At 68.6% G+C, this 25,780-nt stretch carries 28 protein-coding genes; 11 read left to right on the top strand and 17 right to left on the bottom strand.

Annotated features, from left to right (window positions below):
* Positions 1-28: 28 nt before the first annotated feature.
* A complete protein-coding gene (locus ACWIDW_RS09515) occupies positions 29-670 on the bottom strand; it encodes a histidine phosphatase family protein (RefSeq protein WP_454124796.1) in 642 nt (213 codons plus the stop codon).
* A gap of 200 nt (positions 671-870) precedes the next feature.
* Between ACWIDW_RS09515 and aspS the strand changes: the two genes are divergently transcribed.
* From aspS to ACWIDW_RS09485, 6 genes are all read left to right on the top strand, one after another.
* Positions 871-2,646, top strand: coding sequence for an aspartate--tRNA ligase (gene aspS, locus ACWIDW_RS09510; protein WP_454124795.1), 1,776 nt, complete (start codon positions 871-873; stop codon positions 2,644-2,646).
* 213 nt (positions 2,647-2,859) lie between these two features.
* A complete protein-coding gene (locus tag ACWIDW_RS09505; protein WP_454124794.1) occupies positions 2,860-4,002 on the top strand; it encodes an ABC transporter substrate-binding protein in 1,143 nt (380 codons plus the stop codon).
* Positions 4,003-4,007: 5 nt separating this feature from the next.
* Complete coding sequence (locus tag ACWIDW_RS09500; protein WP_454125303.1) at positions 4,008-4,925, top strand: ABC transporter permease; 918 nt, start codon at positions 4,008-4,010, stop codon at positions 4,923-4,925.
* Positions 4,922-5,716 (top strand): ABC transporter permease, encoded by a 795-nt coding sequence (locus ACWIDW_RS09495; RefSeq protein ID WP_454124792.1) that lies wholly within the window; start codon positions 4,922-4,924, stop codon positions 5,714-5,716. The genes ACWIDW_RS09500 and ACWIDW_RS09495 overlap by 4 nt, the downstream gene beginning before the upstream one ends.
* Positions 5,713-6,804: an ABC transporter ATP-binding protein gene (locus tag ACWIDW_RS09490; protein ID WP_454124790.1), complete on the top strand. Its 1,092-nt coding sequence runs from the start codon at positions 5,713-5,715 to the stop codon at positions 6,802-6,804. Before ACWIDW_RS09495 ends, ACWIDW_RS09490 begins: the two co-directional genes overlap by 4 nt.
* 81 nt (positions 6,805-6,885) lie before the next feature.
* On the top strand, positions 6,886-7,398 hold the full coding sequence (locus ACWIDW_RS09485) for an N-acetyltransferase family protein (protein ID WP_454124788.1): 513 nt from the start codon (positions 6,886-6,888) through the stop codon (positions 7,396-7,398).
* A 21-nt stretch (positions 7,399-7,419) separates the two neighbouring features.
* Here the strand turns inward: ACWIDW_RS09485 and ACWIDW_RS09480 are convergent, their stop codons facing one another.
* From ACWIDW_RS09480 to ACWIDW_RS09420, 13 genes are all read right to left on the bottom strand, one after another.
* A complete protein-coding gene (locus ACWIDW_RS09480) occupies positions 7,420-8,244 on the bottom strand; it encodes a carbohydrate ABC transporter permease (protein ID WP_454124786.1) in 825 nt (274 codons plus the stop codon).
* Positions 8,241-9,125 carry a carbohydrate ABC transporter permease gene (locus ACWIDW_RS09475; RefSeq protein WP_454124784.1) on the bottom strand — a complete coding sequence of 295 codons (885 nt, stop codon included), beginning with the start codon at positions 9,123-9,125 and terminating at the stop codon, positions 8,241-8,243. Before ACWIDW_RS09475 ends, ACWIDW_RS09480 begins: the two co-directional genes overlap by 4 nt.
* A gap of 12 nt (positions 9,126-9,137) precedes the next feature.
* Entirely contained in the window at positions 9,138-10,382 is a 1,245-nt protein-coding gene (locus ACWIDW_RS09470; protein WP_454124782.1) for an ABC transporter substrate-binding protein, read from the bottom strand.
* Positions 10,383-10,539: 157 nt separating this feature from the next.
* Positions 10,540-11,364: a TSUP family transporter gene (locus ACWIDW_RS09465; protein ID WP_454124780.1), complete on the bottom strand. Its 825-nt coding sequence runs from the start codon at positions 11,362-11,364 to the stop codon at positions 10,540-10,542.
* A 61-nt stretch (positions 11,365-11,425) separates the two neighbouring features.
* Positions 11,426-12,181 carry an amino acid ABC transporter ATP-binding protein gene (locus ACWIDW_RS09460; protein WP_454124778.1) on the bottom strand — a complete coding sequence of 252 codons (756 nt, stop codon included), beginning with the start codon at positions 12,179-12,181 and terminating at the stop codon, positions 11,426-11,428.
* Positions 12,178-12,969 carry an amino acid ABC transporter permease gene (locus ACWIDW_RS09455; protein WP_454124776.1) on the bottom strand — a complete coding sequence of 264 codons (792 nt, stop codon included), beginning with the start codon at positions 12,967-12,969 and terminating at the stop codon, positions 12,178-12,180. The genes ACWIDW_RS09460 and ACWIDW_RS09455 overlap by 4 nt, the downstream gene beginning before the upstream one ends.
* 28 nt (positions 12,970-12,997) lie before the next feature.
* The gene (locus tag ACWIDW_RS09450) at positions 12,998-13,804 is read right to left on the bottom strand and encodes a basic amino acid ABC transporter substrate-binding protein (RefSeq protein WP_454124774.1); all 807 of its coding nucleotides are present in this window, start codon (positions 13,802-13,804) and stop codon (positions 12,998-13,000) included.
* A gap of 127 nt (positions 13,805-13,931) precedes the next feature.
* The gene (locus ACWIDW_RS09445; RefSeq protein WP_454124772.1) at positions 13,932-14,231 is read right to left on the bottom strand and encodes a Dabb family protein; all 300 of its coding nucleotides are present in this window, start codon (positions 14,229-14,231) and stop codon (positions 13,932-13,934) included.
* Positions 14,228-14,491: a glutaredoxin family protein gene (locus ACWIDW_RS09440; protein ID WP_454124771.1), complete on the bottom strand. Its 264-nt coding sequence runs from the start codon at positions 14,489-14,491 to the stop codon at positions 14,228-14,230. Before ACWIDW_RS09440 ends, ACWIDW_RS09445 begins: the two co-directional genes overlap by 4 nt.
* Positions 14,488-14,781, bottom strand: a complete 294-nt coding sequence (locus tag ACWIDW_RS09435; protein WP_454124769.1) for a rhodanese-like domain-containing protein — start codon at positions 14,779-14,781, stop codon at positions 14,488-14,490. The genes ACWIDW_RS09440 and ACWIDW_RS09435 overlap by 4 nt, the downstream gene beginning before the upstream one ends.
* A gap of 81 nt (positions 14,782-14,862) precedes the next feature.
* Complete coding sequence (locus tag ACWIDW_RS09430; RefSeq protein ID WP_003792170.1) at positions 14,863-14,961, bottom strand: 30S ribosomal protein bS22; 99 nt, start codon at positions 14,959-14,961, stop codon at positions 14,863-14,865.
* A gap of 113 nt (positions 14,962-15,074) precedes the next feature.
* The gene (locus ACWIDW_RS09425; RefSeq protein WP_313356687.1) at positions 15,075-15,266 is read right to left on the bottom strand and encodes a helix-turn-helix domain-containing protein; all 192 of its coding nucleotides are present in this window, start codon (positions 15,264-15,266) and stop codon (positions 15,075-15,077) included.
* 99 nt (positions 15,267-15,365) lie between these two features.
* Positions 15,366-15,782: an ArsR/SmtB family transcription factor gene (locus ACWIDW_RS09420; protein WP_454124767.1), complete on the bottom strand. Its 417-nt coding sequence runs from the start codon at positions 15,780-15,782 to the stop codon at positions 15,366-15,368.
* Positions 15,783-15,858: 76 nt separating this feature from the next.
* On the opposite strand from ACWIDW_RS09420, the gene ACWIDW_RS09415 reads away from it, so the two are divergent.
* Entirely contained in the window at positions 15,859-17,289 is a 1,431-nt protein-coding gene (locus tag ACWIDW_RS09415; protein ID WP_454124765.1) for a TrkH family potassium uptake protein, read from the top strand.
* Between the two features lies 1 nt (position 17,290).
* Positions 17,291-17,953, top strand: coding sequence for a potassium channel family protein (locus ACWIDW_RS09410; protein WP_396654444.1), 663 nt, complete (start codon positions 17,291-17,293; stop codon positions 17,951-17,953).
* 227 nt (positions 17,954-18,180) lie between these two features.
* On the opposite strand, the gene proC is transcribed toward ACWIDW_RS09410, so the two are convergent.
* A complete protein-coding gene (gene proC, locus ACWIDW_RS09405) occupies positions 18,181-19,020 on the bottom strand; it encodes a pyrroline-5-carboxylate reductase (protein WP_454124763.1) in 840 nt (279 codons plus the stop codon).
* A gap of 77 nt (positions 19,021-19,097) precedes the next feature.
* On the opposite strand from proC, the gene ACWIDW_RS09400 reads away from it, so the two are divergent.
* From ACWIDW_RS09400 to upp, 3 genes are all read left to right on the top strand, one after another.
* Positions 19,098-20,069 (top strand): cation diffusion facilitator family transporter, encoded by a 972-nt coding sequence (locus ACWIDW_RS09400; protein ID WP_454124761.1) that lies wholly within the window; start codon positions 19,098-19,100, stop codon positions 20,067-20,069.
* Positions 20,070-20,080: 11 nt separating this feature from the next.
* On the top strand, positions 20,081-20,536 hold the full coding sequence (gene tadA / locus ACWIDW_RS09395) for a tRNA adenosine(34) deaminase TadA (protein ID WP_454124759.1): 456 nt from the start codon (positions 20,081-20,083) through the stop codon (positions 20,534-20,536).
* A 99-nt stretch (positions 20,537-20,635) separates the two neighbouring features.
* Entirely contained in the window at positions 20,636-21,268 is a 633-nt protein-coding gene (gene upp / locus ACWIDW_RS09390; RefSeq protein WP_454124757.1) for a uracil phosphoribosyltransferase, read from the top strand.
* An 88-nt stretch (positions 21,269-21,356) separates the two neighbouring features.
* Here the strand turns inward: upp and ACWIDW_RS09385 are convergent, their stop codons facing one another.
* Complete coding sequence (locus tag ACWIDW_RS09385; protein ID WP_454124755.1) at positions 21,357-24,878, bottom strand: TM0106 family RecB-like putative nuclease; 3,522 nt, start codon at positions 24,876-24,878, stop codon at positions 21,357-21,359.
* A 76-nt stretch (positions 24,879-24,954) separates the two neighbouring features.
* Complete coding sequence (nadE, locus tag ACWIDW_RS09380; RefSeq protein WP_454124753.1) at positions 24,955-25,773, bottom strand: ammonia-dependent NAD(+) synthetase; 819 nt, start codon at positions 25,771-25,773, stop codon at positions 24,955-24,957.
* Positions 25,774-25,780: the final 7 nt, after the last annotated feature.

The following is a 25,780-nucleotide window of genomic DNA, read 5'->3' as shown; positions in this document are numbered from 1 at the left end:
CTATGCGCGCTCTGAAACGCCGGGCGGGTCAGACCGCGCCGAGGTCGATGCCTTTGGCCGCCGGCTCTGCGTAGTCGACCTCGCGCCACACGTCGCCGACGCGCTCGAACGAGGTGACGCTCGACAGCGCGCAGCGGCGGGTGCGCGGGTCGTGCTGCAGCCTGATGCCGGCGACCGAGAGGTGCGTGATCCAGATCGGCGCCTGGTGCGAGACGAACACGATGTCGCCGTCGTGCCCCGGATTGGCCCGCTCGGCGGCATCCCACGACTCGTCCATCGCCGCACGCATGCGCGTCGCGATCGACGAGTACGGCTCGCCCCAGCTGGGCACCGACGGTCGGCGCAGGTGGCGCCAGTTGAACGGGTTGCGCAGGGCGCGCGACATCCGCTGCCCCTCGAAAACGTTGGCAGGCTCGATGATGCGCGCGTCGTGCGTCGCGTCGAGGCCGAACAGCTCGGTGAACGGCTCGGCGGATTCCTGGGTGCGCTCGAGCGGCGAGCAGCGCAGCTCGCTCACGGGCCGGCCGGTGGATGCCAGATACTCGGCGGCATCACGCGCCATTCGGCGCCCGGCCGTGCTCAGGTGGTAGTCGGGAAGGCGCCCGTAGAGCACCCGCCGGGGATTGTGCACTTCGCCATGGCGCACCAGGTGGAGTCGTCGTGCCGTCACCCGCCCACCGTATCGCGGCAGTTCCACGACATCGCACTTCGCGAGACTTCTGTTCCAGCACGACACTTCGCTCTATGCATCCGGTCTCGTGCTGGAACGGAAGTCTCGCGGTATCTGGCGCCAGCCCGGTACGGATCGGCCGTCGCGACCCGCCACGTAGACTGGGCGGGTTCACATTTCCCCGATCAGAAGGACTCTCCGTGCTTCGCACACACACGGCAGGCTCATTGAGAGCCGAGCACATCGGTCAGACCGTCACCCTCTCGGGCTGGGTCGATCGTCGCCGCGATCACGGAGGCGTCGCGTTCATCGATCTTCGCGATGCGTCGGGCATCGCGCAGGTCGTCATCCGCGACGAGGAGGTGGCGCACCCGCTGCGCTCGGAGTTCGTGCTGCAGGTGACCGGCGAGGTCTCGCGCCGCCCCGCGGGCAACGAGAACCCGAACCTGCCGACCGGCGAGATCGAGCTGATCGCGGCTGAGGTGGTCGTGCTCAACGAGTCGGCGCCCCTTCCCTTTCAGGTCTCGAGCGGCCTGGCCGAGTCCGACCCGATCGGCGAGGAGGTGCGTCTGAAGCACCGCTACCTCGACCTGCGCCGCCCGACCCCGGCTGCCGCGATGCGCCTGCGCTCGGACGTGTACAAGGCGATCCGCGACGAGCTGCACGCACGGGACTTCGTCGAGGTCGAGACGCCGACCCTGACGCGGTCGACGCCTGAGGGCGCCCGCGACTTCCTCGTGCCGGCGCGCCTGCATCCGGGCAGCTGGTACGCGCTGCCGCAGTCGCCGCAGCTGTTCAAGCAGCTGCTGATGGTCGGCGGCGTCGAGAAGTACTTCCAGATCGCGCGCTGTTACCGCGACGAGGACTTCCGCGCCGACCGGCAGCCGGAGTTCACTCAGCTCGACATCGAGATGAGCTTCGTCGAGCAGGAAGACGTCATCGAGATGATGGAGTCGCTCATCGTCGCGATGTGGAAGACCATCGATGTCGACGTGCAGACGCCGCTGCCGCGGATCACCTACGCCGACGCGATGGCCAAGTACGGCTCCGACAAGCCCGACCTGCGCTTCGGGCTCGAGCTGGTCGAGGCGACCGAGTACTTCGTGAACACCCCGTTCCGGGTGTTCCAGTCGGAGTACGTCGGCGCCGTGCTGATGCCCGGCGGTGCGTCGCAGCCGCGCAAGACGCTGGATGCCTGGCAGGACTGGGCCAAGCAGCGCGGTGCCCGCGGCCTCGCCTACGTGCTCTTCAACGAGGACGGCACGCTGGGCGGCCCCGTCGCCAAGAACCTGTCGGAGGCCGAGCAGGCGGGCCTCGCCGAGCTCGTGGGAGCCAAGCCGGGCGACTGCGCGTTCTTCGCCGCGGGCGAGACGAAGGCCAGCCGCGCGCTGCTCGGCGCCGCCCGCGTCGAGATCGGCCGCCGACTCGAGCTGCTCGACCCGGACGTGTTCGCGTTCACCTGGGTCGTCGACGCACCGATGTTCGAGCCCGCAGGCGACGCGGTGGCATCCGGTGATGTCGCGGTGGGCTCCGGCGCCTGGACGGCGGTGCACCACGCGTTCACCGGGCCGAAGCCCGAGTTCGAGGCGACGTTCGACACCGATCCGGCATCCGCTCTCGCCTACGCGTACGACATCGTCTGCAACGGCTCGGAGCTGGGCGGCGGATCGATCCGCATCCACCGCGAAGACGTGCAGAAGCGCGTGTTCAACGTGATGGGGATCACCGAGGAGCAGGCCGAGGAGAAGTTCGGCTTCCTGCTCGAGGCGTTCCGGTTCGGCGCTCCCCCGCACGGCGGCATCGCGCTGGGCATGGACCGCGTCATGCAGCACCTGACGAAGACGGAGTCGATCCGCGAGGTCATCGCCTTCCCGAAGTCGGGGGGCGGCTTCGACCCGCTGACCGAGGCGCCCGCGCCGATCACGCCCGAGCAGCGCGCCGAGGCCGGCGTCGACGCCGAGCCGGAGGACGCCTGACACCGAGGCCCCGCCTACCGTCGAGACCTCCGGCTGCTGATGTCTGCAGCCGGGGGTCTCGACGTAAGAGCAGGGCAGCCGGACTCTCACCGATTCGCCCTCAGGACACCTCGCGTTCACCGGACTCCCGCCACCCCGTAACTCGCGCTCCGTAGCTTCCTCTCGTAACCCGACTCCTGCGCGCGAGCGCGGGAAATCCGAGAGGAAACCCTGATGACCAGCATCACCCGCCGTGCGCGCCTCGTCGCCGGCATCGCCCTCGTGGCCACGGCCGCCTTGGCCCTGACCTCCTGCGCCGCCGACAGCAGCGCGGGCGACAGCGACGGCGGCTCGTCCGTCGACGCGGCGACCGCAACGTCGCTTGCCGACTTCGGCACCCTTGAAGATCTCGAGGCGGCGGCCAAGGCCGAGGGCGCCCTGAACGTGATCGCGCTGCCGCGCGACTGGGCCAACTACGGCGAGATCCTCGACCTGTTCGCCGAGCGCTACCCCGAGATCACCATCAATGAGGCGTCGCCCGACGTCTCCAGCGCCGAGGAGATCCAGGCCGCAGAGACCAACAAGGGTCTGGACACCGCCCCCGACGTGTTCGACCTCGGACTTGCCGTCGCGCTGCAGAGCACAGACACCTTCGCGCCGTACAAGGTCGAGAACTTCGACGAGATCCCCGACGCACTGAAGGAGCCCACCGGGCTGTTCGTCGGCGACTACGGCGGGTACATGTCGATCGGCTACGACTCCTCGAAGTTCTCCGAGCCCACCTCGCTCGACGACCTCAAGGGCGCAGACTTCAGGGGCGCCGTCGCCATCAACGGCGACCCGACCCAGGCTGGCTCCGCCTTCGGCGCCGTGGGCCTCGCCACCGTGCAGTCCGGCGGGGACCTGGACGACTACACGCCCGGAATCGAGTTCTTCGGGGAGCTGCAGAAGGCGGGCAACTTCCTGAAGGTCGATGTGACCCCCGCGACCATCACCAGCGGCGAGACCCCGGTCGTCTTCGACTGGGACTACCTGAACGCCGCGGCGGGCAAGGACAACCCCGACTGGGAGGTCGTCGTGCTCGACGGCGTCGGCTATGCCTCGTACTACAACCAGGCCATCAACAAGGACGCCCCGCACCCGGCTGCGGCGCGCCTGTGGCAGGAGTTCCTCTACAGCGACGACGTGCAGAACCTGTGGCTGAAGGGCGGCGCCCGTCCGGCCCGCATGGAGGCCATGACCGCAGCGGGCACGATCGACGAGAAGCTCGCGGCCGCGCTGCCCGAGGTCCCCGCCGAGACGGTCGTCCCTGCTGAGAAGCAGTCGACGGACGCCGGCACGCTGCTCGGCGAGAAGTGGGCCGTGGCGGTTCAGTGACCGCGTTGATCACGGGGGCGGATGCCGCGGCGTCCGCCTCCACCACCGCCGGGCCGTCTCCGACGGCCCGGCGGTCGGGTCTGTCTTGGGCGTGGCTGGGACTGGTTCCCTTCGGCGTCTACGTGGTGCTGTTCCTGGCCGTGCCGACGCTCCTCGCGATCGGATCGGGCTTCTTCGACGGGGATGGCGTCTTCACCTGGACGAACATCACGGCGCTGGTCGACCCGGTGGTTCTGAACACGTTCGCGAACTCCGGATGGCTGTCGCTGCTGACCGCCGTCGTCGGCGCACTGGCGGGCGCCGTGGTCTGCTACGCCATGCTGGGAATGAACCCGCAGGGCGCCGTGCGCCAGACTGTGGATGCCGCGGCGGGCGTCCTCGCGCAGTTCGGCGGCGTCATGCTCGCGTTCGCGTTCATCGCGACGATCGGCCTGCAGGGCGTCGTGACCGTGCTGCTCGAAGACGCCTTCGGGGTGGACATCTTCGCGGACGGCGTGTGGCTCTATGACGTCCCCGGCCTCGTCCTGCCCTACATCTACTTCCAGGTGCCCCTCATGGTGATCACGTTCATGCCGGCTCTCGCGGCGCTCAAGCCGCAGTGGGCGGAGGCGAACCTCACTCTCGGCGGCACCCGGCTCGGATTCTGGGTGCGCGTCGGCATCCCGGTGCTCGCCCCGTCGTTCCTCGCGAGCCTGCTGCTGCTGTTCGCCAACGCGTTCTCGTCGTACGCGACCGCCGCGGCGCTGGCCAGCCAGGGATCGCAGATCGTCCCGCTGCAGATCCGCGCGGCGCTCACCAGCGAGACCGTGCTCGGCCGCGAGAATCTCGCCGGAGCGCTCGCGCTCGGCATGATCGTCATCGTCGGAGCCGTGATGGGGCTGTACTCGCTCATCCAGCGCCGCGCGGCGAGGTGGCGATCGTGAACCGCATCGCGCCCTCCCCCGCGATGCGGTGGATCATCGCCATCCTGATCGGCGCTTTCTTCGCGATCCCGCTGGTCGCGACCTTCTTCTACACGTTGCGCGACGGCGAGGGCGGCCTGTCCTTCGCGCGCTGGGCGGCGGTGGTGGATCCTGCAGCGTCGGCAGCGATCAAGCCGATCTGGACCGGCCTGGGCAACTCACTCATCCTCGCGATCGTCACCGTGGTGATCGTGCTGGTGCTGCTCGCGCCGACGATGATCCTCGTGAACCTGCGCTTCCTGAACCTGAAGCCGGCCTTCGAGTTCACGGCGCTCCTGCCGATCTCGATCCCCGCGATCGTGCTCGTCGTCGGCCTCTCTCCGATCTACCTCCAGATCGGTCGCGCATTCGGCACCGGCACCTGGACGCTCGCTTTCGCCTACGGCATCACCGTGCTGCCGTTCGCGTACCGCTCGATCCAGGCATCGATCGACGCCGCCGACCTGCGCACGCTCTCCGAAGCCGCCCGCTCGCTCGGCGCGAACTGGCCGACGGTGGTGGTGAGGGTGCTGGCGCCGAACCTGCGCCAGGGGCTGCTCTCGGCATCCCTCATCTCGATCGCCGTCGTGCTGGGCGAGTTCACGATCGCGTCGCTGCTGAACCGGCAGGTGTTCCAGACCGCGATGATCGTCGTGCAGAAGCAGGATGCCTACGTGCCGGCGATCTTCACGCTGCTCGCGCTGCTGTTCTGCTTCCTGCTGCTGCTCATCATCGGCCGCGCCGCGCGCGGCAACCGAAAGGCTGACCAATGACCTCCCCGAGCCCCCTTCCCGCCACCGCGGACAACGTGCTGCTCGCCGAGGCGGGCGAGGGCACGCGTGTGCAGTTCCAGGGCATCGAGAAGCGCTACGGTGCGCACCGGGTGCTGCACGGTGTCGACCTCGACATCGCGCCCGGCGAGTTCGTGTCGCTGCTCGGGCCTTCCGGCTGCGGCAAGACCACCGCCCTGCGGGTGCTGGCAGGTCTGGAGCATGCGGATGCCGGCGCCGTGCTGCTGGGCGGTCAGGACGTGTCGCGCGTCCCCACCAACAGGCGCGACATCGGCATGGTGTTCCAGGCGTACTCGCTGTTCCCGCATCTCGACGTCGCCGGCAACACCGCGTTCGGGTTGCGTCGGCGCGGCGTGGGCAAGGCCGCGGCCGAGCGCCGGGCGCTCGACGCGCTCGCCCTCGTCGGTCTGGAGGCTTTCGCCGACCGGTTCCCGCACCAGCTCTCCGGCGGGCAGCAGCAGCGGGTCGCGCTCGCCCGAGCCCTCGTCACCGAGCCGCGCGTGCTGCTGCTCGATGAGCCGCTCTCGGCGCTGGACGCCAAGGTGCGAGTGCAGCTGCGCGACGAGATCCGCCGCATCCAGCTGCGCCTGGGAATCACGACCGTCTTCGTGACGCACGATCAGGAGGAGGCCCTGGCCGTCTCCGACCGGATCGCAGTGATGGATGCCGGTCGCATCGACCAGATCGGCACACCGGAGGAGCTGTACCTGCGCCCCGCGACCGCGCACGTCGCGTCGTTCATCGGGCTGTCGAGCCTCGTCTCGGGTGTGGCCTCGGGCGACACGGTCACCGTGTGGGGGCGGTCGCTTCCCATGAACGTGTCCGCCACCGGCGCTGTTGACGTGCACCTGCGTCCCGAGAACCTGCGGTTCACCGGCGAGGCGGATGCCGCGACCGCCGGCGTCGTCGAGGAGAGCACATTCCTGGGCAGCATCCGCCGCACTCTGGTTCGAACCGACTCGGGCGAACGGGTGCGCGTGCAGCACGATGCGCACGCGCATGCGTCCTTCGGCGAGCGGGTCTTCCTCACCGTCGATCCCGTCCCCGTCGCCATACGTGCGAAGGTCTGACCCGGCCTGCCCGCTGACGCCTCACTTCCCGCCGGGCGGCGGCGCGGAGCTGCGGGGAGGGGATGCTGGGAGACTGGCTGGATGCTGGCTTCCATCCTCCTTCCCCACCCGATCGACTCGCGCGCGGGGCATGCGGTGCTGCGGCGTGCGACCCGGGCCGACGCGGACGGGATCATCGCGCTGCTCGCCGACGACCCGATCAGTGCATCCCGCGGGGATCAGGCGTCGGATGCCGACCGCCCGGCCTACCTGACCGCTCTCGACGACATCCTCGCCGAACCGTCGAACGACCTGCTCGTCGTCGAGCTCGACGGAGCGATCGTCGGCACCCTGCAGCTCACCTCGATCCCCGGGATGGCCAGGCGCGGAGCGCGCCGGCTGCTCGTCGAGGCGGTGCGGGTGCACAGCGATCTGAGATCCAGCGGCATCGGGTCGGCCGTGATGCGCTGGGTGGCCGACGAGGCTGCCCCCGCGCTCGACGCGGCGATGGTGCAGCTGACCTCGGATGCCGCGCGCGCCGGCGCGCACCGGTTCTACGAGCGCCTCGGCTACACCGGCTCGCACGTAGGGTTCAAGTATCACCTGCCTCGCTGATCGCGTTCACCGCGAGAAAGCTCACTTCAGCGATCCGGCGACCATCCCCCTGATGAAGCTGCGCTGCAGGAACAGGTAGGCCAGCAGCACCGGCACGACCGAGAGCACGGATGCCGCGGCGGCGGCACCCGGGTTGCTGCCCTGCGCCGCGAAGAACCCCGCCACGGCCGGGGCGATCGTGCGGGTCTCGTCGGTGCGCAGGAAGTACGTGCTCAGCGCGAACTCGTTCCAGATGCCGATCCCGGCGAGGATCGCGACGGTGGCCGTGACGGGTCGCAGCATGGGGAAGACGATCCGGAACAGCACCTGCAGCGGGCCCGCACCGTCGACGGTCGCCGCCTCTTCGATCGACACGGGCAGGCTGCGCATGAACGCCGTGTACAGGAACACGGCGAGCGGCAGGTTGCCGGTGACCATCAGCACGATGATGCCCCAGTGCGTGTTCAGCCCGCCGAGGTCTTTCATGAGCGTGTACAGCGGCACGAGCACCGACAGCGGCGGGATCATGATGAGGCTGATGATGCACGCGTAGATCAGCCTGTTGCCGCGCGTGACCCGTCGCGCGAGGGGGTACGCGGTGAGCGCGCCGAGCAGGCACACCAGCACCGTCGACACGACCGTCACCAGTGCGCTGTTGCCGATCGCCTGCAGGATGTTGCCCTGCTGCATCGCCGTGGCGAAATTGGCCCAGTGGATCTCGCCGGGCAAGATCCAGGGCGACGACAGGTCGGTCTTGGGCTTGGATGCAGTGGTGAGCCCGAAGTAGAACGGCAGCAGCTGCAGCACGGCGATGAACGCCAGGCCGGCGTAGATGAACGCTTTCGACGGCGCGGAGGTGTTCTTCACAGCTCGACCCGCTTCCGGTTGAGCAGCGAGTTCAGCACGAACGTGACCGCGACGATCAAGACGAACAGCACGACGCCGATCGCGGCCGAGTAGCCGGCCGCCTGATTCGAGAAGTACGTCTCGCCGATCAGCGTCGACACCGAGTGAGTGGATTGACCCGGCCCGCCGCCGGTGAGCACCTGCACGATGTCGAACAGCTTCAGCCCGCCGATCAGGTTCAGCACGATGCTCGTGGCGAAGGCGGGCTGCAGCAGAGGAAGCGTGATGCTGCGGAAGCTCTGCCACCAGGTCGCGCCGTCGAGCTGCGCTGCCTCGTAGTACTCGGTCGGCACGCTCTGCAGACCCGCGAGGTAGATGACCATCGAGATGCCGACGAACTGCAGGGAGTTGACGATGACGATCGCGGTGATGGCGAACCCGGCATCCGACAGCCACGCGACCTTGTCGGCGCCGAACAGCGCCCGCGCATCGTTCAGGGCGCCGTTGTTGTAACGGAAGATCAGGTAGTACATCGTGCCCAGCACCACCGGAGACACCATCACCGGCAGGTAGATGACCGCGCGCAGCAGCGCCGCCCCGCGCACGATCCGGTCGAGCACGACGGCGAGCCCCAGACCGAGCACCTGCTGGATGACCGTGCTGCCGACACCGTAGATCAGCGTGTTAACCAGGGCGGTGCGGAACACCTCGTCGTCGAGCAGGCGCAGATAGTTGTCGAACCCGACGAACGCCTTGCTGCGGCTGTACCCGTTCCAGTTGGTCAGCGACAGGCTGATGCCGCTGATCAGCGGGTAGATCGAGAACACCGCGAACAGCACGAGCGCCGGCACGTAGAACCAGTTGAGTCGGCGCGGGAAGATCCCCGTCGAGCGTGAAGCCACCTCTCGCGTGACCTACTGCTGCCCGTACAGCGTGCCGAACTCCGCCTCGACCTGCTTCACAGCCGAGTCGACCGTGTTCTGCCCGGTGACGATACCCGACGTCGTCGAGATCAGCGTGTTCCACATGCCGTTGGGCAGGTACGCCCGGTCGAAGTACGGCACCATGCGCACCTCTCCCGGGGTGAAGAACTGCTCGTAGCTGTCGGACAGGTCGCCGAGATCGACGTCGATGTCGGTGAGACCAGCCGGGTTGCCGTCCTCGCTGGCGAACTGGCTGATGTTCTCCGGCTCGGCGAGGAAGGCGAGGAAGTCGAGCGCTTCCTCCTTGTTCTCCCCGTCGCGCCAGGCACCCAGCGCGACGCCTTCGCCGCCGATCAGGTACTCGTCGTCGCCGTTGATCGCGGGCACCGGGATGAACCCGATCTCCGCGTCCGGCACGAACTCCTTGGCGCTGAGCGCGAGGGTGTTCTGGATCATCACGAACGCGGTCGTGCCCTGCCCGAGCGCGGTGGCGATGTCGTCGCTGGTGGCCGATGAGAAGTCGGGGTTGAAGTAGCCTGCCTTGGCCCACTCGTCGAGCGTGGTGAACATGGCCTCGAAGCCGCTGTCGACGAACTCGCCGTCGGCCAGCTTCTCAGACTGCGCCTCGTCGTACGAGCCCGAGCCGAGCCAGTCGGCGACGTTGCCGGCGAACCAGTCGTCCTTGCCCGAGCTCGAGATGGGCACGACTCCTGCCTCTTTGATCTTGGCGAGCGCAGCGTCGAACGCTTCGATGGTGCCGAGCGATGCGGGGTCGATCCCGGCATCCTCGAGCACGGTCTTGTTGTACAGGATGCCGGCGACGTCGGTCGTCAGCGGAAGCGCGAAGAACTCGCCGTCGCCGTTCTTCATGGTCGAGTCGAGCACGGGGTTGAGCTGGTCGGCCCACGGCTGCGTGTCGAGCGGCTCGAGGAACTCGCTGTAGCGCAGCAGCGACCATCCGTGCGTGGCCCAGATGTCGGGCAGATCCCCGGACCCCATCCGCACCTTCATGTCGCCCTCGTAGTCGCTGCCCATCGCCACGACGTCGACCTTGACGTCGGGGTTGTCCTTCTCGTATGCCTTCGCGAGCGCGCTGAGCGCCTCGTAGCGGGGCGTCCCCTCGGCCATCGCCGACTGCACCTCGAGGGTGACTTTGTCGCCGTCGCCCGGATCCCCGGATCCCGAGCATCCGCTCAGCGCGACCGCTGCCGCGGTGAGACCGGCGAATCCGACCATGATCCGAATCGTGCCTAGTGACCTCATCGTCCCCTCCTCCGTTGGGAGCACTGGCGCGCCCGATCGAGCGCAATTCGGAGTCTACGCGGGAAGACCTCGGTCGTGGCAAGGGTCGCATCCGTTGGATCTGCCGGATGACCGGTTTCGCGCCTGGGCATCAGCGGGGGGCGAGCAGGGGCGCGACGTTCTCGTTCCACACGTCGATGCCGAGCTTGGCGATGAGCACGATGACGACGACGAGGAACACGACGCGGATGAAGCCCGATCCGCGCGAGATCGCCATGCGGGAGCCGAGGTAGCTGCCGGCGGTGTTCGCGACGCCGAGGATGAGGCCCAGCACCCACAGCACCGCGCCGTGCGGGATGAACAGGATGAGCGCACCGGCGTTGGTGGCGAAGTTCACGATCTTCGCCTTCGCGCTGGACTGCAGGAAGTCGTATCCGAGCAGCGCGACGAGGGTGATCACGAGGAACGTTCCCGTGCCCGGCCCGATCAGCCCGTCGTAGAAGCCGATCACCAGGCCTGCCACGCCGGCTGTGATGTGATGGCGATGGCCCGAGAAGCGCAGCGCGGTCGCCGCGCCCAGCTGCGGCTTGAACGCGGTGAACAGCGCGACGGCCAGCAGGGCCACCACGATGATGGGTTTGAAGGCGGATGCCGGAAGCACGGTCGCCACGGCGGCTCCGCCGAACGAGCCTGCCAGGGCGATCGCCGCCATCGGCAGTGCGGTGCGGATGTCGGGCCTGGCGCGGCGGTAGTACGTGACGCTGCTCGTGGCCGTGCCGAAGATCGAGCCGAGCTTGTTCGTCGCCAGTGCCTGCACCGGGGTGATGCCGGGGATCAGCAGCACCGCGGGCAACTGCAGCAGGCCGCCGCCGCCGACGACCGCATCGATCCATCCGGCGCCGAATGCGGCGATGACGACGAGGATGAGCATGCCCCAGGTGAGCTGCTCGAGGCCGAGGAACGCGCCGATCTCCATCACCGTTCAGGATGCCAGATCGGAGCGCCCTCGCCCGACACGACCGACTCCGCTCCGCAGCTCAGAGCACGCGCGAGAGGAAGTCCTGCGTGCGCGGGTGCTGCGGGTTCGCCAGCACCTCGCGCGGGTCGCCCTGCTCGACGATGTGCCCGTCGTCCATGAAGATCAGCCTGGAGCCGACCTCACGGGCGAAGCCCATCTCGTGCGTGACGACGAGCATCGTCATCCCCTCGTCTGCCAGCGTGCGCATCACCTGCAGCACTTCGCCGACCAGCTCGGGATCGAGAGCCGAAGTCGGCTCGTCGAAGAGCATCATGTCGGGGTTCATGCACAGGGCACGCGCGATGGCCACACGCTGCTGCTGACCGCCGGAGAGATGGCTCGGGAAGGCATCCGCCTTCTCGGCCAGTCCCACGCGATCGAGCATCTCGCGGGCGACCTGCTCGGCCTCCTCCTTGCTCCGCTTCTTCACCCGCCGCTGCGCGATCGTGAGGTTGCCCAGCACCGACATGTGAGGGAAGAGGTTGAAACTCTGGAAGACCATGCCGATGCGCTGGCGCACACGGTCGATGTCGGTGTCCTCGTCGGTGACGTCGATGCCCTCGATGAAGATGTGACCGCCTGTCGGCTGCTCGAGCAGGTTCACCGACCGCAGCAGCGTCGACTTCCCCGACCCGGACGGACCGATGATGCACACGACTTCACCGCTGTGCACGGTGAGGTCGATGCCCTTGAGCACTTCGTTGTCTCCGAAGCTCTTCGCCAGGCCCTGGATGTCGATCGCCGGTGCGTGCACATCGATCAGATCCGTACTCATCGTTCCCTCGCCATCCGCCGCTCCAGCCACGCCGTGAAGCGTGTGAGCGGGATCGTCACAACCAGATACAGCAGCGCCGACATGATGAGCGGCGTCGCGTTCGCGTACATGGTGTTCGCGTCACGGGCGAAGCTCGTCAGCTCCTTCGACCAGATGAAGGTGCCGGCGATGAACAGCAGCGAGGTGTCTTTCAGCAGCAGCACGAACTCATTGGTCAGCGGCGGGATGATGATCCGGAACCCCTGTGGAAGGACGATCCAGAACATCGTCTTCATCGGCGACATGCCCAGCGAGCGCGCCGCCTCGGCCTGCCCCTTGGGAACGGCCTGGATGCCGGCCCGGATCACCTCGGCCATGTACGCGGACGCCACCAGGATGAGACCGATCAATCCCGCTCCCACCGGGCCGCCTGGTGGCTTGACGCCGAAGGCGATCGGGAGGATGAACGCCATCGCGAAGATGGTCAGCAGGGCGGGAAGCCCACGGAACAGCTCGATCCACGCCGTTGCGAACCACCGGAACGGAGCGATGACCGACAGCTTCATCAGCGCGAAGAGGATGCCCAGCAGCAGCCCTCCGGTGAACGCGATGAGCGTGAACAGGATGGTGTTGCGCAGCGCCAGGACGATGATGTCCGGGAACAGCTTCGCCGCGACCTCGAGGTTGAAGAACTGCTTGCCGATCTTCGGCCAGTCGGTGAGCAGAACCACCAGCAGCACGGCGACGAGGAAGATCCCGTACATCGTGTAGCGATAGATCTTGCTCTTGGTCCTGCGTTTCAATGCCATCGCCACGGGCTCCGATCAGGTGCGGCGATCACTTCGCCGTGAAGTAGCTGTCGTAGATCTTGTCGTACTCGCCGCTGTCACGCAGCTCGGCGAGCGCATCGTTGACCGCCTTGCGCAGCTCCTTCTTCTCGCCCTTCGCGAAGGCGAAGCCGTAGGACTCGTCGGTGTCGTACTCTTCGACGATCTTGTACGTGTCGTCTGCCTTCTCGTGCTCGAGATTCACCGGCTGGTCCTGCAGGATCGCATCGATCTGGCCCGCCTGCAGTGCCGGCCAGAGCTCCGCGTCGCCGGGGTACTGGACGAGGGTGGCGCCCGTGGCGTTCTCCTGCGCGTAGCTCTCGCCCGTGGTGCCCTGCTGAACGCCGACGTTCTTGCCCTTGAGGTCGGCGATGCTCTTGATGCCGGAATCCGTGCTCGTGAGCAGGGACTGCAGCGAGTCGTAGTACGGGTCGGAGAAGTCGATGTTGGCTTTGCGCTCATCGGTGATGGTCATCGCCGATGCGCCGAAGTCGCATGTGCCCGCCACGAGCGTGGTTCCCGACTGCAGTCCGTCGAAGCCGACGTCCTGCACGCTCAGTTTGAGGTCGAGCTTCTTCGCGATGGCGGCGGCGAGATCGATGTCGAAGCCCGTGTAGCCGCTTCCGTTGTCGCCGCCCTCCATCTCGAACGGCGGGTACGGGACCTCAGAGCAGATGGTCAGCGTGCCGTCGGCGACCAGGCCGTACTCGGAACCGGATGCGGAGTTGTCGCCGTCCGAACTGCTCGCGCAGCCGGAGAGAGCGAGGACGGCAGCGGCGGCGATTGCGGTGCCGAGGATCAGTGGACGGCGCTTCATGGCCACTCCTTCGTGACAGGGGCTTGCGCCCGGGTGCGGGTTGAACTCATCTTGGCACGCGACCCGAGACCCTGCGGTGAAGGACGGCACGTCGCGCGATCACATTTGCGTTGCACTGTCGGTGCGCTCAGATCTCGAAGTCGACGGCGACCCGGGACGCGACGACCGACTTGATGTACGCGCCGGCCTCTTTGTGGGCCGGATGCACCTGGTACGCCTCGAGCGCGTCGAGGGAGTCGACATCGGCGACCAGCGTGACATCCCAGTTGACATCGGAATGCGCGACGTTGGCGCCGGCCGACACCGCGCGCAGCTCGGGGACAACGCCCATGAGCGCGTTCAGGCGACGAGCGACCTCGGCAGCCTGTTCGGCGCGCACGGCGGCATCCTCCGCGGCCAGCTTCCAGCTGACGACGTGACGGATCACTTCATGGCCTCCTCGAGTGCGTGGCGAAGCCGATCCGGCGAGACGCGCCAGTGCGCGTGCAGTTCACCGTCGATCAGCACGACCGGGATCTTCTCCCACCAGCGCTCGTAGAGCGCGGGATCGTCGACGATGGAGCGCTCGACGATCTCGAGCTGCTCGGCGGCAGCATCCGGCATCTCGGCGACGACGGCGTCGACCACCTCGCTCGCGACGTCGCACAGGTGGCAGTCGGGTTTGCCGATGATCGTGAGCGTGGTCACTGCGCGACCGGGCGCCCCTGGGCCACCCAGGCGGCGGTGCCGCCCTCGATGTTCGTCGCGTCGTGACCGCGGTCCGACAGCGCCTCGACCACCCGCGCCGAGCGTCCGCCCAGCTCGCAGATCACGTCGAACGGCTCGCCGGGCAGCTCGTCCAGGCGCCCGCCCAGCTCCGACATGGGCAGATTGATCGCGCCGGGCACGTGCCCCGCGTCGAACTCATCGCGCTCGCGCACGTCGATGAGCGGCACGCCCTCACGCTGGGCGAGCTGCTCGACGGTGATCGTCTTCACGGTTCTCCTTCTGTCGGCGCAGACACGAAGCGCCCCTGCGACAGGCTCAGGAGCCAAGAGGGGCGCTCGGTGTCGTGCCGCTTACTTCTTGTTGCGGCGCTGGTGGCGAGTCTTGCGAAGCAGCTTGCGGTGCTTCTTCTTCGCCATGCGCTTGCGGCGCTTCTTGATGACTGAACCCACGGAAACCTCACTAAGTCAGGGGTTGGGTGCCAGGAAACGACACCCGGGTACGGGCAGGGAAAAAATGCCTCGGACGATTCTAGCAAACGGTCGCACCCCGCCCGAACCGACCGTCAGCCGACGTCGGCGTCGGGGGTGCGCAGGGCATCGGCGACCGCGGATTCGGGTACGCGGTAGCTGCGCCCGAAGCGGATAGCCGGCAGCTCGCCCGCGTGCACGAGCCGGTACACGGTCATCTTGGACACACGCATGATCTCGGCGACCTCGGCCACCGTCAGGAATCGAACGTCGTGAACGTCGGGCATCCCCAGCACCCCTTTCTGATAAAGCACAGCATATGGGGTTGCTGCGACGGCTGTAAACACGTGGGACGGATGTGACTCGCGGCCAGGTGCCGCGCTTCGTCAGGTGCCGAGCTTCTTGAGCGCCGAGGTGACGACGTGCTTCGCCGAGGCTGCGGCCCGGCCGACGACCTCTGCCGCGTGCGCGGTCTTGGCCGGCAGGGGCGCGAACGGGATGTCGACGAGCGGCGCCTGGTCGCCGTAGGCATCGATCAGGAACGGCACGAGCCAGTCGTCGACCTCTTCGAGCGGACCGACCGACAGACTGTAGAAGCGGCGCTGGCCCTCTTCGCGCACCGTCACCAGGTTCGCTTCCCGCAGCACCTTGAGGTGCTTCGACACGGTCGGCTGGCTGATGCCCAGACCACTCACGATCTGCGTCACGCTCGTGCCGCCGTCGCCCTCGGCGGATTCGCTCAGCAGCAGCCGGAGGATGTCTCGCCTGGTGCCGTCCGCGATCACGTCGAAGATGTCGGTCATGCCCTCAGGGTAGTAGGCACCGCACGGGAGTACCATGACGAAGGCTCGGCGAACGGCGCCGGCGGAGAGGGGAGCGATGTCGGGCATCGTGTCGGCATCGTCCCCGCAGGACACGCTACGCGGCTTCGGCCGGCGGGCGAAGCACCTGGTGACCTCATCGCCGTCGCGCTTCGCGATCATCATCTTCGCGTCGCTGATCCTGCTCTTCACCGTTCTGCTGTCGCTGCCGCTCTCGTCGGCCGACGGCACGATCACACCGCTGAGCGATGCGCTCTTCACGGCGATGTCGACGATCTGCGTCACGGGGCTCTCGACGGTCGACATGGCCAGCCACTGGTCGCCGTTCGGCAACGTGCTGCTGTTCATCGGCGTGAACATCGGCGGCATGGGCGTGCTGACCCTGGCGTCGGTGATGGGCATGGTGATCTCGAAGCGCCTCGGACTGCGTGCCAAGCTGCTCGCGGCCGGAGACACCAACCCCATGCGCGCGCACGGCGGTCCGGTGAACGAGAGTCAGACCGTGCGGCTCGGCGAGGTCGGCCAGCTGCTCACCACGGTGGCGCTGTCGACACTCGTGATCGAGCTCAGCGTCGCGATTCTGCTCTACCCCGCGCTCGTGTGGGCGGGCATCGACCCGTTCGCCGCCCTGTGGGAGGCGCCGTACTACGCGGCCATGTCGTTCACCAACACGGGCTTCACACCCAACGCCGGCGGCGTCACCATCTTCGCCGACGACTACCTCGTGCTGACCATCCTCATGATCAGCATGTTCCTGGGCAGCATCGGCTTCCCGGTGATCTACACGCTCGCCAAGCACGTGTGGCATGTGAAGCGCTGGTCGCTGCATTCCAAGCTCACGCTCATCACCACCGGGCTGCTCTTCGTTCTCGGGGCCGCGGCGTTCCTGCTGCTCGAGTTCGACAACCCGGCCACGTTCGGATCGATGGATGCCGGCGAGACGACCATGAACGCCCTCTTCCTGTCGGCGATGACGCGCTCGGGCGGGTTCAACGTCATCGAGATGTCCGACCTGAACGGGTCGTCGATGCTCGTGGCGTGCATGCTCATGTTCGTCGGCGGGGGCTCGGCATCCACCGCCGGCGGCATCAAGGTGACCACCCTCGCCGTCCTCGCCATCGCGGTGTGGTCCGAGGCGAAGGGCCGGCCGTCGGTCGAGGTGTTCGGCCGCCGCATCCCGTCGGACGTGCAGCGCGTCGCCCTGTCGGTCGTCGCCTGGGGCGCGACCGTCGTCGCCCTCTCGACGGTGATCATCGCCCAGATCACCAAGGCCGACATCATCGACGTGCTCTTCGACGTGATCTCCGCGTTCGGCACCGTCGGCCTCTCGTCGGGTCTCACCGCCCAGCTTCCGGACTCGGCCAGCTACGTCCTCGCCGCGACGATCTTCATGGGACGCGTTGGTACAGTGACACTCGCCGCGGCGGTCGCCGCGACGTCCCGCTCGCAGCTCTACTCGCTGCCCGTCGAAAGGCCGATCGTTGGTTGAGATGGTGCGGGGCGACGCCCCGGTGCTCGTGATCGGACTCGGCCGCTTCGGCGCCGCCTGCGCCGGGGAGCTCGACCGCCTCGACCGCGAGGTGCTCGCGATCGACGGCGACCTCGCCCTGGTGCAGAAGTGGTCGGAGCGGGTCACGCACACCGTGCAGGCGGATGCGCGCAACATCGACGCTCTGCGGCAGATCGGCGCGCAGGACTTCCAGGTCGCGGTCGTCGCCGTCGGGTCGCTCATCGAGGCATCCGTGCTGATCACCGCGAACCTCGTCGACCTGAAGGTGCCGCAGATCTGGGCGAAGGCCGTCTCGCAGTCGCACGGCAAGATCCTCGCCCGCGTCGGCGCGAACCACGTCATCTACCCCGAGCGCGAGGCCGGCGAGCGCGTCGCGCACCTGGTCAGCGGACGGATGCTCGACTTCATCCGCTTCGACGACGACTTCGTGCTCGCGAAGATGTACCCGCCGAAGTTCATCCGCGGCGTGGGGCTGAACGAATCGGGCGTGCGCACCAAGTACAACGTCACCGTCGTCGGCGTGAAGAGCCCAGGCAAGCCGTTCCGCTACGCCGAGGCGAACACCGTGGTGACCAACCACGACCTCATCATCGTGTCGGGCACCAGCGTCGACATCGAGCGGTTCGCGGGCCTCGACCGGTAGCGGCGAGTGGGTTGCTGAGCCTGTCGAAGCAGCGTGACCCTTCGACAGGCTCAGGGACCCAGGAGAGCAGGCTCAGGGACCCAGGAGAGCAGGCTCAGGGACCCAGGAGAGCAGGCTCAGGGACCCAGGAGAGCAGGCTCAGGGGCCCAAGGGGACAGGCTCAGGGACCCAGGAGAGCAGGGTCAGGTACCCAAGGAGAGCAGGCTCAGGGACCCAAGGGGACAGGCTCAGGCGCCGGCGGCGAGCTCCTTCGCGCGCGCCAGCGCGGCGGCGGTCGCCTCTGCGAAGACGTCGTCGAGGCGGGCGTCCTGCAGCACGGCCACTGCCCGCTCGGTGGTGCCCTTCGGGCTGGTCACGCGCCGGCGCAGCTCGGCCGGGTCCTCGCCGGATGCCGCCAGCAGAGCGGCCGCGCCGATGAAGGTCTGCTCGGACATGAGCCGGGCGTCGACATCCGAGAATCCCATCCCGCGCGCAGCCTCGGCCAGCTTCTCGATCAGCAGGAAGACGTAGGCGGGGCCGGAGCCGGAGACGGTCGACAGCGCGTCGATCTGCGACTCGGGCACCTCGATGACCGCACCGACCTTCTCGAACAGCGCACGCACGAGCGCCATGTCGTCGTCTGTCGCCGCGGGCCCCGCGGCGATGCCGGTCACGGCCCGGCCGACCGTCGCCGGGGTGTTCGGCATCGACCGCACCGTGTGCGCCGTCTCGCCGAGCGCCTCGGTGAAGGTCGCGAGGGTGACGCCGGCGGCGAGGCTCACGACGATCGCATCGTCGCGCAGCGCGGGGGCGATCTCGCGCAGCAGATCGGGAACCATCGCCGGTTTCACGCCGACCAGGATGATCCGCGCCGCTGCCGCCGCCTCGGTGTTGCCGGCGGGGTTCTCTTCGAGGGCGATGCTGGTCACGCCGGGCAGGGATGCCAGGGCATCCGCCTTCTCGCGCGTGCGGTTGGTCGCGACGATCCCGCCGTCGACCCGGACGCCGGACGCGACGACGCCCTGCAGGATCGCACCTCCCATCGAGCCTGCTCCGAGGAACGCGAGTGCGGGGAGGGAATCGGTCATGCCGCCATCCTACGAGCGCACCCGGCGGCGTGTCGTGCCCTCGCGACCCGCGCACGCCGTCGTCGTAGACTCGGGCCATGAGCGCATCCGGCGGCACCAAGGCGATCATCGCGGCTCTCCTGGCCAACCTGGGCATCGCGCTGGCGAAGTTCGTCGCGTGGGCGCTGTCGGGCTCGGCATCGATGCTCGCCGAGGCGATCCACTCGGTCGCCGACTCGGGCAACCAGCTGCTGCTGATGCTCGGCAATCGCAGGGCCACCCGCGATGCCGACCGCGCGCACCCGTTCGGGTACGGCCGCGAACGGTACGTGTCGGCCTTCGTCGTGTCGATCATCCTGTTCTCGCTCGGTGGCCTGTTCGCGGTGTACGAGGGCGTGCAGAAGATCGTCGACCCGCACGAGATCGACCAGACCTGGTGGTGGCTGCCGCTCGCCGTGCTGCTGATCGCGATCGTGCTCGAGTCGATGTCGCTTCGCACTGCCGTACGCGAGAGCAACGCGGTGCGCGAGCCCGGCCAGTCGTGGATCTCGTTCATCCGCCGGTCGAAGGCGCCCGAGCTGCCGGTGGTGCTGCTGGAGGACACCGGCGCACTCATCGGCCTGACCTTCGCGCTCTTCGGCGTGGGGCTGACCCTCATCACCGGCGACCCGCTGTACGACGCGCTGGGCACGCTGATGATCGGCCTGCTGCTGATCCTGATCGCGGTCGTCCTGGCGATCGAGACGAAGAGCCTGCTGGTCGGAGAGGGAGCGAACCGCGCGGATCACGACCGCATCGTCGACGCCATCGTCGGGGGCCCCGACGTCGAGAAGCTGATCCACATCAAGACCCTCTATCTCGGCCCCGACGAGCTGATGGTCGCCGCGAAGGTGGCTCTCACCTCCGACAAGACCGTGCGCGAGGCTGCGGCCGACATCGACGAGATCGAGAGCAGGATCCGGGATGCCGTTCCCGCCGCGCGCGTGATCTATCTCGAACCCGACGTGTACCGCCCGTCGCTCGACCCCGAGCCCTCGACCGACGCGTTCGTCTTCCCGTCGTCGGACTGATCCCGGCTGACATGATCGGTTCGGACGACACCGCGATGCGTCGCGCTCTCGAACTCGCCGCGGAGGCGGGTGCGGCCGGCGACGTCCCGGTCGGGGCCGTGGTGCTGGATGCCCGCGGCGCCGTCGTCGGCGAGGGACGCAACCTCCGCGAGCAGACGCACGACCCGACGGCCCATGCCGAGGTGCTCGCGCTGCGCGCAGCGGCCGAGGCGCACGGTCGCTGGAACCTCGAGGGCCACACCCTCGTGGTGACCCTCGAGCCGTGCGTGATGTGCGCGGGCGCGATCCTGCAGGCGCGCATCGGCCGTGTCGTGTTCGGCGCCTGGGACGAGAAGGCCGGCGCCGCCGGTTCGATGTACGACGTGCTGCGCGATCGGCGCCTGCCGTACCGCGCGGAGGTGATCGGTGGCATCCGGGCCGCCGAGGCGACGGCTCAACTGCACGCGTTCTTCGAGTCGCGGCGCTGAGGCGCGTCTGCGGCATCCGTCATCCGTCCGCCGCGAGGCGGAGGCCGCGATCTGGCGGCCCGTGCTGGTGCGCGGACGGTCGCCAAGTAATCTGTACCTATGCGCGTTCATGTGGCCGATCACCCGCTCATCACTCACAAGCTCACGGTGCTGCGGGATGAGAGGACCTCGTCGCCGGTCTTCCGTCAGCTCACAGAGGAGCTGGTGACGCTGCTCGCCTACGAGGCGACCCGCGACGTGAAGGTCGAGCCGATCGAGGTGAAGACCCCTGTCACGACGACGACGGGCGTGAAGATCGCCGAGCCGCGTCCGATCGTCGTGCCGATCCTGCGTGCCGGTCTCGGGATGCTCGAAGGCCTGGTCAAGCTGATCCCCACCGCCGAGGTCGGATTCCTCGGCATGCTCCGCGACGAGGAGACGTTCGAGCCGACCACCTACGCCGAGCGTCTGCCCGACGACCTCAGCGACCGGCAGTGCTTCGCCATCGATCCGATGCTCGCCACGGGCGGCTCGCTGGCCGCGGCCATTCAGTTCCTCTTCGACCGCGGCGCGAAGAACGTCACGGCGATCTGCCTGCTCGGCACGCCCGAGGGCGTCGCCGCGATCGAGAAGATGGTCGGCGATGCCGACGTGACCCTCGTGCTCGGCGCGCTGGATGAGCGTCTGAACGAGAAGGGCTACATCGTGCCCGGACTCGGTGACGCCGGAGACCGCCTCTACGGCACGGTCTGATCGCCGCCCGGCCCATCGCCCCGCTGAGAAACCACATCCAGCAAGGGAAACCGGTGGTGTGCGGGTTTCTTGAGCGCGACGTGGTTTCTCATTCGCGATCCGCGCCCACCAGGTGGGCGAAGGCACTCAGCCGTGCGACGCCCTCGGGAGTCCACGGCAGGTCGTCGAGCAGGGCGGGCGAGTGCACGAGGTAGGCGACGCTCTTCGCGCGTGAGATGGCGACGTTGAGCCGGTTCTGCAGCAGCAGGAACTCCGGTCCGCGCGGGGCGTCGCGCCCGCTGGATGCAGCGAGCGACGTGATCGAGACGACCGCCTCTTTGCCCTGGAAGTTGTCGACCGTGCCGACCGCGACAGCGCCGTATCCCGCCGCCGACAGTTCGTCGTGGATGAGCTGCTTCTGCGCGTTGTACGGAGCGACGACGATGATGTCACTCTGCTCGAGCGGGCGCGGCGGGTCGTCGCACATGCCGTCGACGTAGGTGCGGCCGATGAGCTCGCGCACGATGCGCACCACCTCTGCGGCCTCCTCGGTCGACTGGGTGGCATTGCCGCGATGCCGGACGGGCACGACGTGCAGGCCCGGGTCGACGCCGTCGACCAGGCGACGCTCCGCACCCGCCGCCGACGCCAGCCGGCTCGCGTACGACAGGCGCGAGACGGGCGCGGCGACCGCGGGATGCATGCGCCACGACTCGGCGAGGAAGTAGCCGTACCGCGGGTCGATCACCGACGAGCCGTCCATCACCCAGCCGAGCGCGGACGTGTCGACAGGCTCGGGATGCGTGCCCTGGCTGACCTGCGGCAGCTGCTGCGGATCGCCGAGCAGCAGAAGGCGCTTCGCGCCTGAGGCGACCGCGATGGTGGAGGCGAGTGAGAACTGCCCTGCTTCGTCGATCACCAGCAGATCGAGACCCTTGCGGTCGACCCGCCGGGTGTTGCTGAAGTCCCATGCCGTGCCGCCGACGACCGCTCCGTGGTGGGCGTGCTCGGCGAGGAAGGCCGCCATGCCGTCCTTGCGGATGACCGTGAACGCCGGTTCGGCAGCATCCGGATCCTTCGGCGCCTTCGCGACCTGCGCTGCCGGAACCCCGTCCGCCACGACGCGCTCGAGAAGGTTCTCGACGATGGCGTGCGACTGCGCAACGACCCCGATGCGGAAGCCGTGCTCGCGCACGAGGCGCGCGATCACATGCGATCCGGTGTACGTCTTGCCGGTGCCGGGTGGGCCCTGCACGGCGAGATAGCTGTCGTCGAGGTCGAGGATCCCGCGGACGATCGCGTCGACGACGTCGCCCGCACGCTCCACCGACGGCAGCGGGGAACCGGAGACGGTGCGCGGCGGGATGCGGCGCAGGATGTCGGTGGCGGCGTCATTCGGGAACACCGGCGCGGCATGATGCAGCGACGCCGCCCACTCCTCGATGGCGCCCTGCTGGGAGAGGACGTTCGGCGGCGCGGCCGGTGCGAGCGCGACGGGCAGCTCGTCCCACACCTGACCCTGCACGGTGCGCTCGCGCACCACGTAGCCGTCATCGAGCACCTCGATGATCTCGACCTCGTGCGGCACGTGGATGACACGCGAGGGCGCGGGCACGTCGAAGGGTGTCGGCACTCCGTACAGCGCGAACGGGCGGCCGCCGACGTTCAGCGTGCTGCCCGGTGCGACCTCGCCGCGCAGTCGCACGAGCCGGGTCTGGGCACGTCGCCCCTCGTCGACCGCCCAGTCGGCGTCGACGCGGCTGGCGGCCTGATCGACGCGCAGCACGTCGCGGGTCGACTCCCAGATCGACACCGGCTCGCGCAGTCGCTGGAAGTGCCCCTGCCAGAAGCTCTTCGCCTCACGCGGGTGGTAGTCGATCGCCGCGGCGGCGACCCGGTACGACGTCGCGGACGCCTCATCGCCGGCGCGGGCGGCCTCGGTCTGCAGTGCGAGCGACAGCGGCGACGGCTCGTACGCGCGGGTCTCGGGGTCGTCCGGCGGGGCGGGAACCACTCCGGCCTCGCGCGCGAGCCCGATCAGCCAATCGCGCAGTCGCCTGGTCGACACGCAGTCGTAGCGGTTGTAGTCGGCGAGGTCATCGAGGATCGCCTGCGCCTCGGCATCGCGACCTGACGCGCGCAGCTCGCGCGCCTGCACGTACTGCACGATCGAGTCGTCGCCCTTCTGCACCTCGCTCGTGCGCACCTCGTCGCCCATGTACAGCGGCTCGAGCTTCTTGATCGAGTACGAGCGCGACCCGATGCGCACCGAGCGCAGCACGATCGGGTACAGGTCGACGAAGACGCCCTCACGCAGCAGCCGGTCGACATCGGCCTCACCGGCCCCGTGCCGCGCCGCCATCGCCGCGAGGTGCGAGGTCTCGTACGGCGCGTAGTGGTAGATGTGCATGTCGGGATGCGTCTGCCGCCGCAGCTTCACGAACTCGAGGAAGTCGAGCAGCGCCGTCTTCTCGTCGGCGAAGGTGTGCGCCCACAGCGCCGAGTACTGCTCGGCGTTGTCGGTCCACCCGAACAGATAGTCGATGCCCCACCGCGGGCTCTCACCGGGCGCGGTGGCCTCGGTGTAGAGCGGATCGCCCTCGAAGTCGAAGAACAGATCACCCCGGCTGGGTCGCGGCATCAGGCCGATGGCGTTCGCCGACACGAGCTCGAACGGCGGAACGGCGCCCGGTTCGGTCGGCGCTCCGGCCTGCAGTCGGGCCTGCGCGCGCAGCGCGGTGAAGGTGTCGGCGTTCATGCCGTGGGGTGCATCCGCGGCGCCGGCGAGATCGTCGACCGAGTGGATGCCCGCCGCGCGAAGCCGCTGTCGCTGCACCGGGCGCATGCGGGCGACCATCAGCAGGTCGCGGTGCGCGGTCACCTGCTCGTCGCACGTCGTGCAGCGCCCGCACGCGGTGATCTGCAGGTCGCCGCGATCATCGCCCCACGCCAGCGGTGCGCCCGTGGCGCCGTCGGCGACACGGCGGTCGGCGATCAGGCTGCGCAGGCGCGCACGACGCACGTGGAACAGCGGCAGCAGGTCGTCGACCCGGTGCGTGCTGATCGAGCCGTCGCCGAGGATCAGATCGACCTCGTCGGAACGAGGGATGCCGAGCCGGTCGAGCTGATCGACATATGCTCCGAGCTGCATGAGCGCGGTCGCCCGCGCGGTGCGGGCGAGCTTCGAGTCCTGCACCCGCCAACGGCCCCCGCTCTCCCCCGGCAGCGGCTTGTCGCGGGCGATGAAATCCGCGAAGCCGACGAACTCCGGAGTCGAGAACGCGGCCTGGAAGACCAGCGACGCGTCCGAGCGCAGCGCGCGTTCGGTCGCGTCGACCGTGGCCGCCAGCTCACCGGCATCCGCCGACGAGACCTTCGGCAGCACCACCACGCCGGGGCCGCCGTCGACCGACTCCCCCAGCTCGCCGAGGTATCGCTCGAGGACCTTCTCTTCGTGGCGGTCACCGAGACGAGCGGCGCGTTCGAGCGTGGCGTCTTCGGGCTCTTCCACCGCGGGGACGCGGCCGAGCTTCGCGTCGAGCGCGCGCGCCCACGCGAACTCGCACTCCGCCGCCAGCTTCAGGTCGCTGGCACTCCAGACGACCCGGTTCTCCGCTGCGATGACCCGCACGATGCCCCTCTCCCTTGCCTGCTCTCGACACTATCCGCAGGCTCGGACATCACCCGGCGCGGGTGGGGTGCGCGCGTCAGCGCCACCACCCGTCGGCGGGTGTGACCGGCAGATGCCTCTTGTGACGGGATGCCAGGTACTTCTGCTCGATGATCGCCGCGACAGCGGGCTCGACCTGCCGACCCTCGAGGTAGTCGTCGATCTGCTCGTAGGTGAGGCCGAGCTCGTCTTCGTCGGGGCGACCCGGCATGCCGTCGAGCAGGTCGGCCGTGGGCACCTTCATGTACAGGTGCCTGGGCGCGCCGAGCTGCTTGAGCATCGCCCGGCCCTGCCGCTTGGTGAGCCCGGACAGCGGCAGCAGGTCGGCCGCCCCGTCGCCGAACTTCGTGTAGAAGCCGGTCACCGCCTCGGCGGCGTGGTCGGTGCCGATCACGAGCAGCCGGTCGTGACCGCCGAGCGCGTACTGCACCACCATGCGCAGACGCGCCTTGATGTTGCCGCGGTTGAAGTCGGTGATGCTCTCGCCCAGGCCCTCCTCGAGATCCCGCTCGAGACCCTCGACGCCGTGCTGGATGTTGATGGTCGCCGACCGGTCGGCGCCGACGAAGTCGATCGCGGCCTTCGCGTCGGCGGCATCCGCCTGCACCCGGAACGGCAGGCGCACCGCGACGAACGTCGCCTCGCCGCCGTCGGCGCGCACCCGCTCGACCGCGAGCTGCGCAAGGCGACCGGCGAGCGTGGAGTCCTGTCCGCCCGAGATGCCGAGCACGAACCCGCTCGCACCGGTGGCGCGCAGGTAGTCGACGAGAAAGCCGATCCTCTTCTCGTTCTCGGCCGCCGGGTCGATCTCGGGCTTCACGCCCAGGTCCTCGATGATCCGCTGCTGCATGCTCATGGTGCCT

The sequence above is a fragment of the Microbacterium sp. NPDC055312 genome (assembly GCF_053645675.1).
The sequence above is the reverse complement of the archived record's forward strand: the minus strand, read 5'-3'. Positions and strand labels throughout refer to the sequence as shown.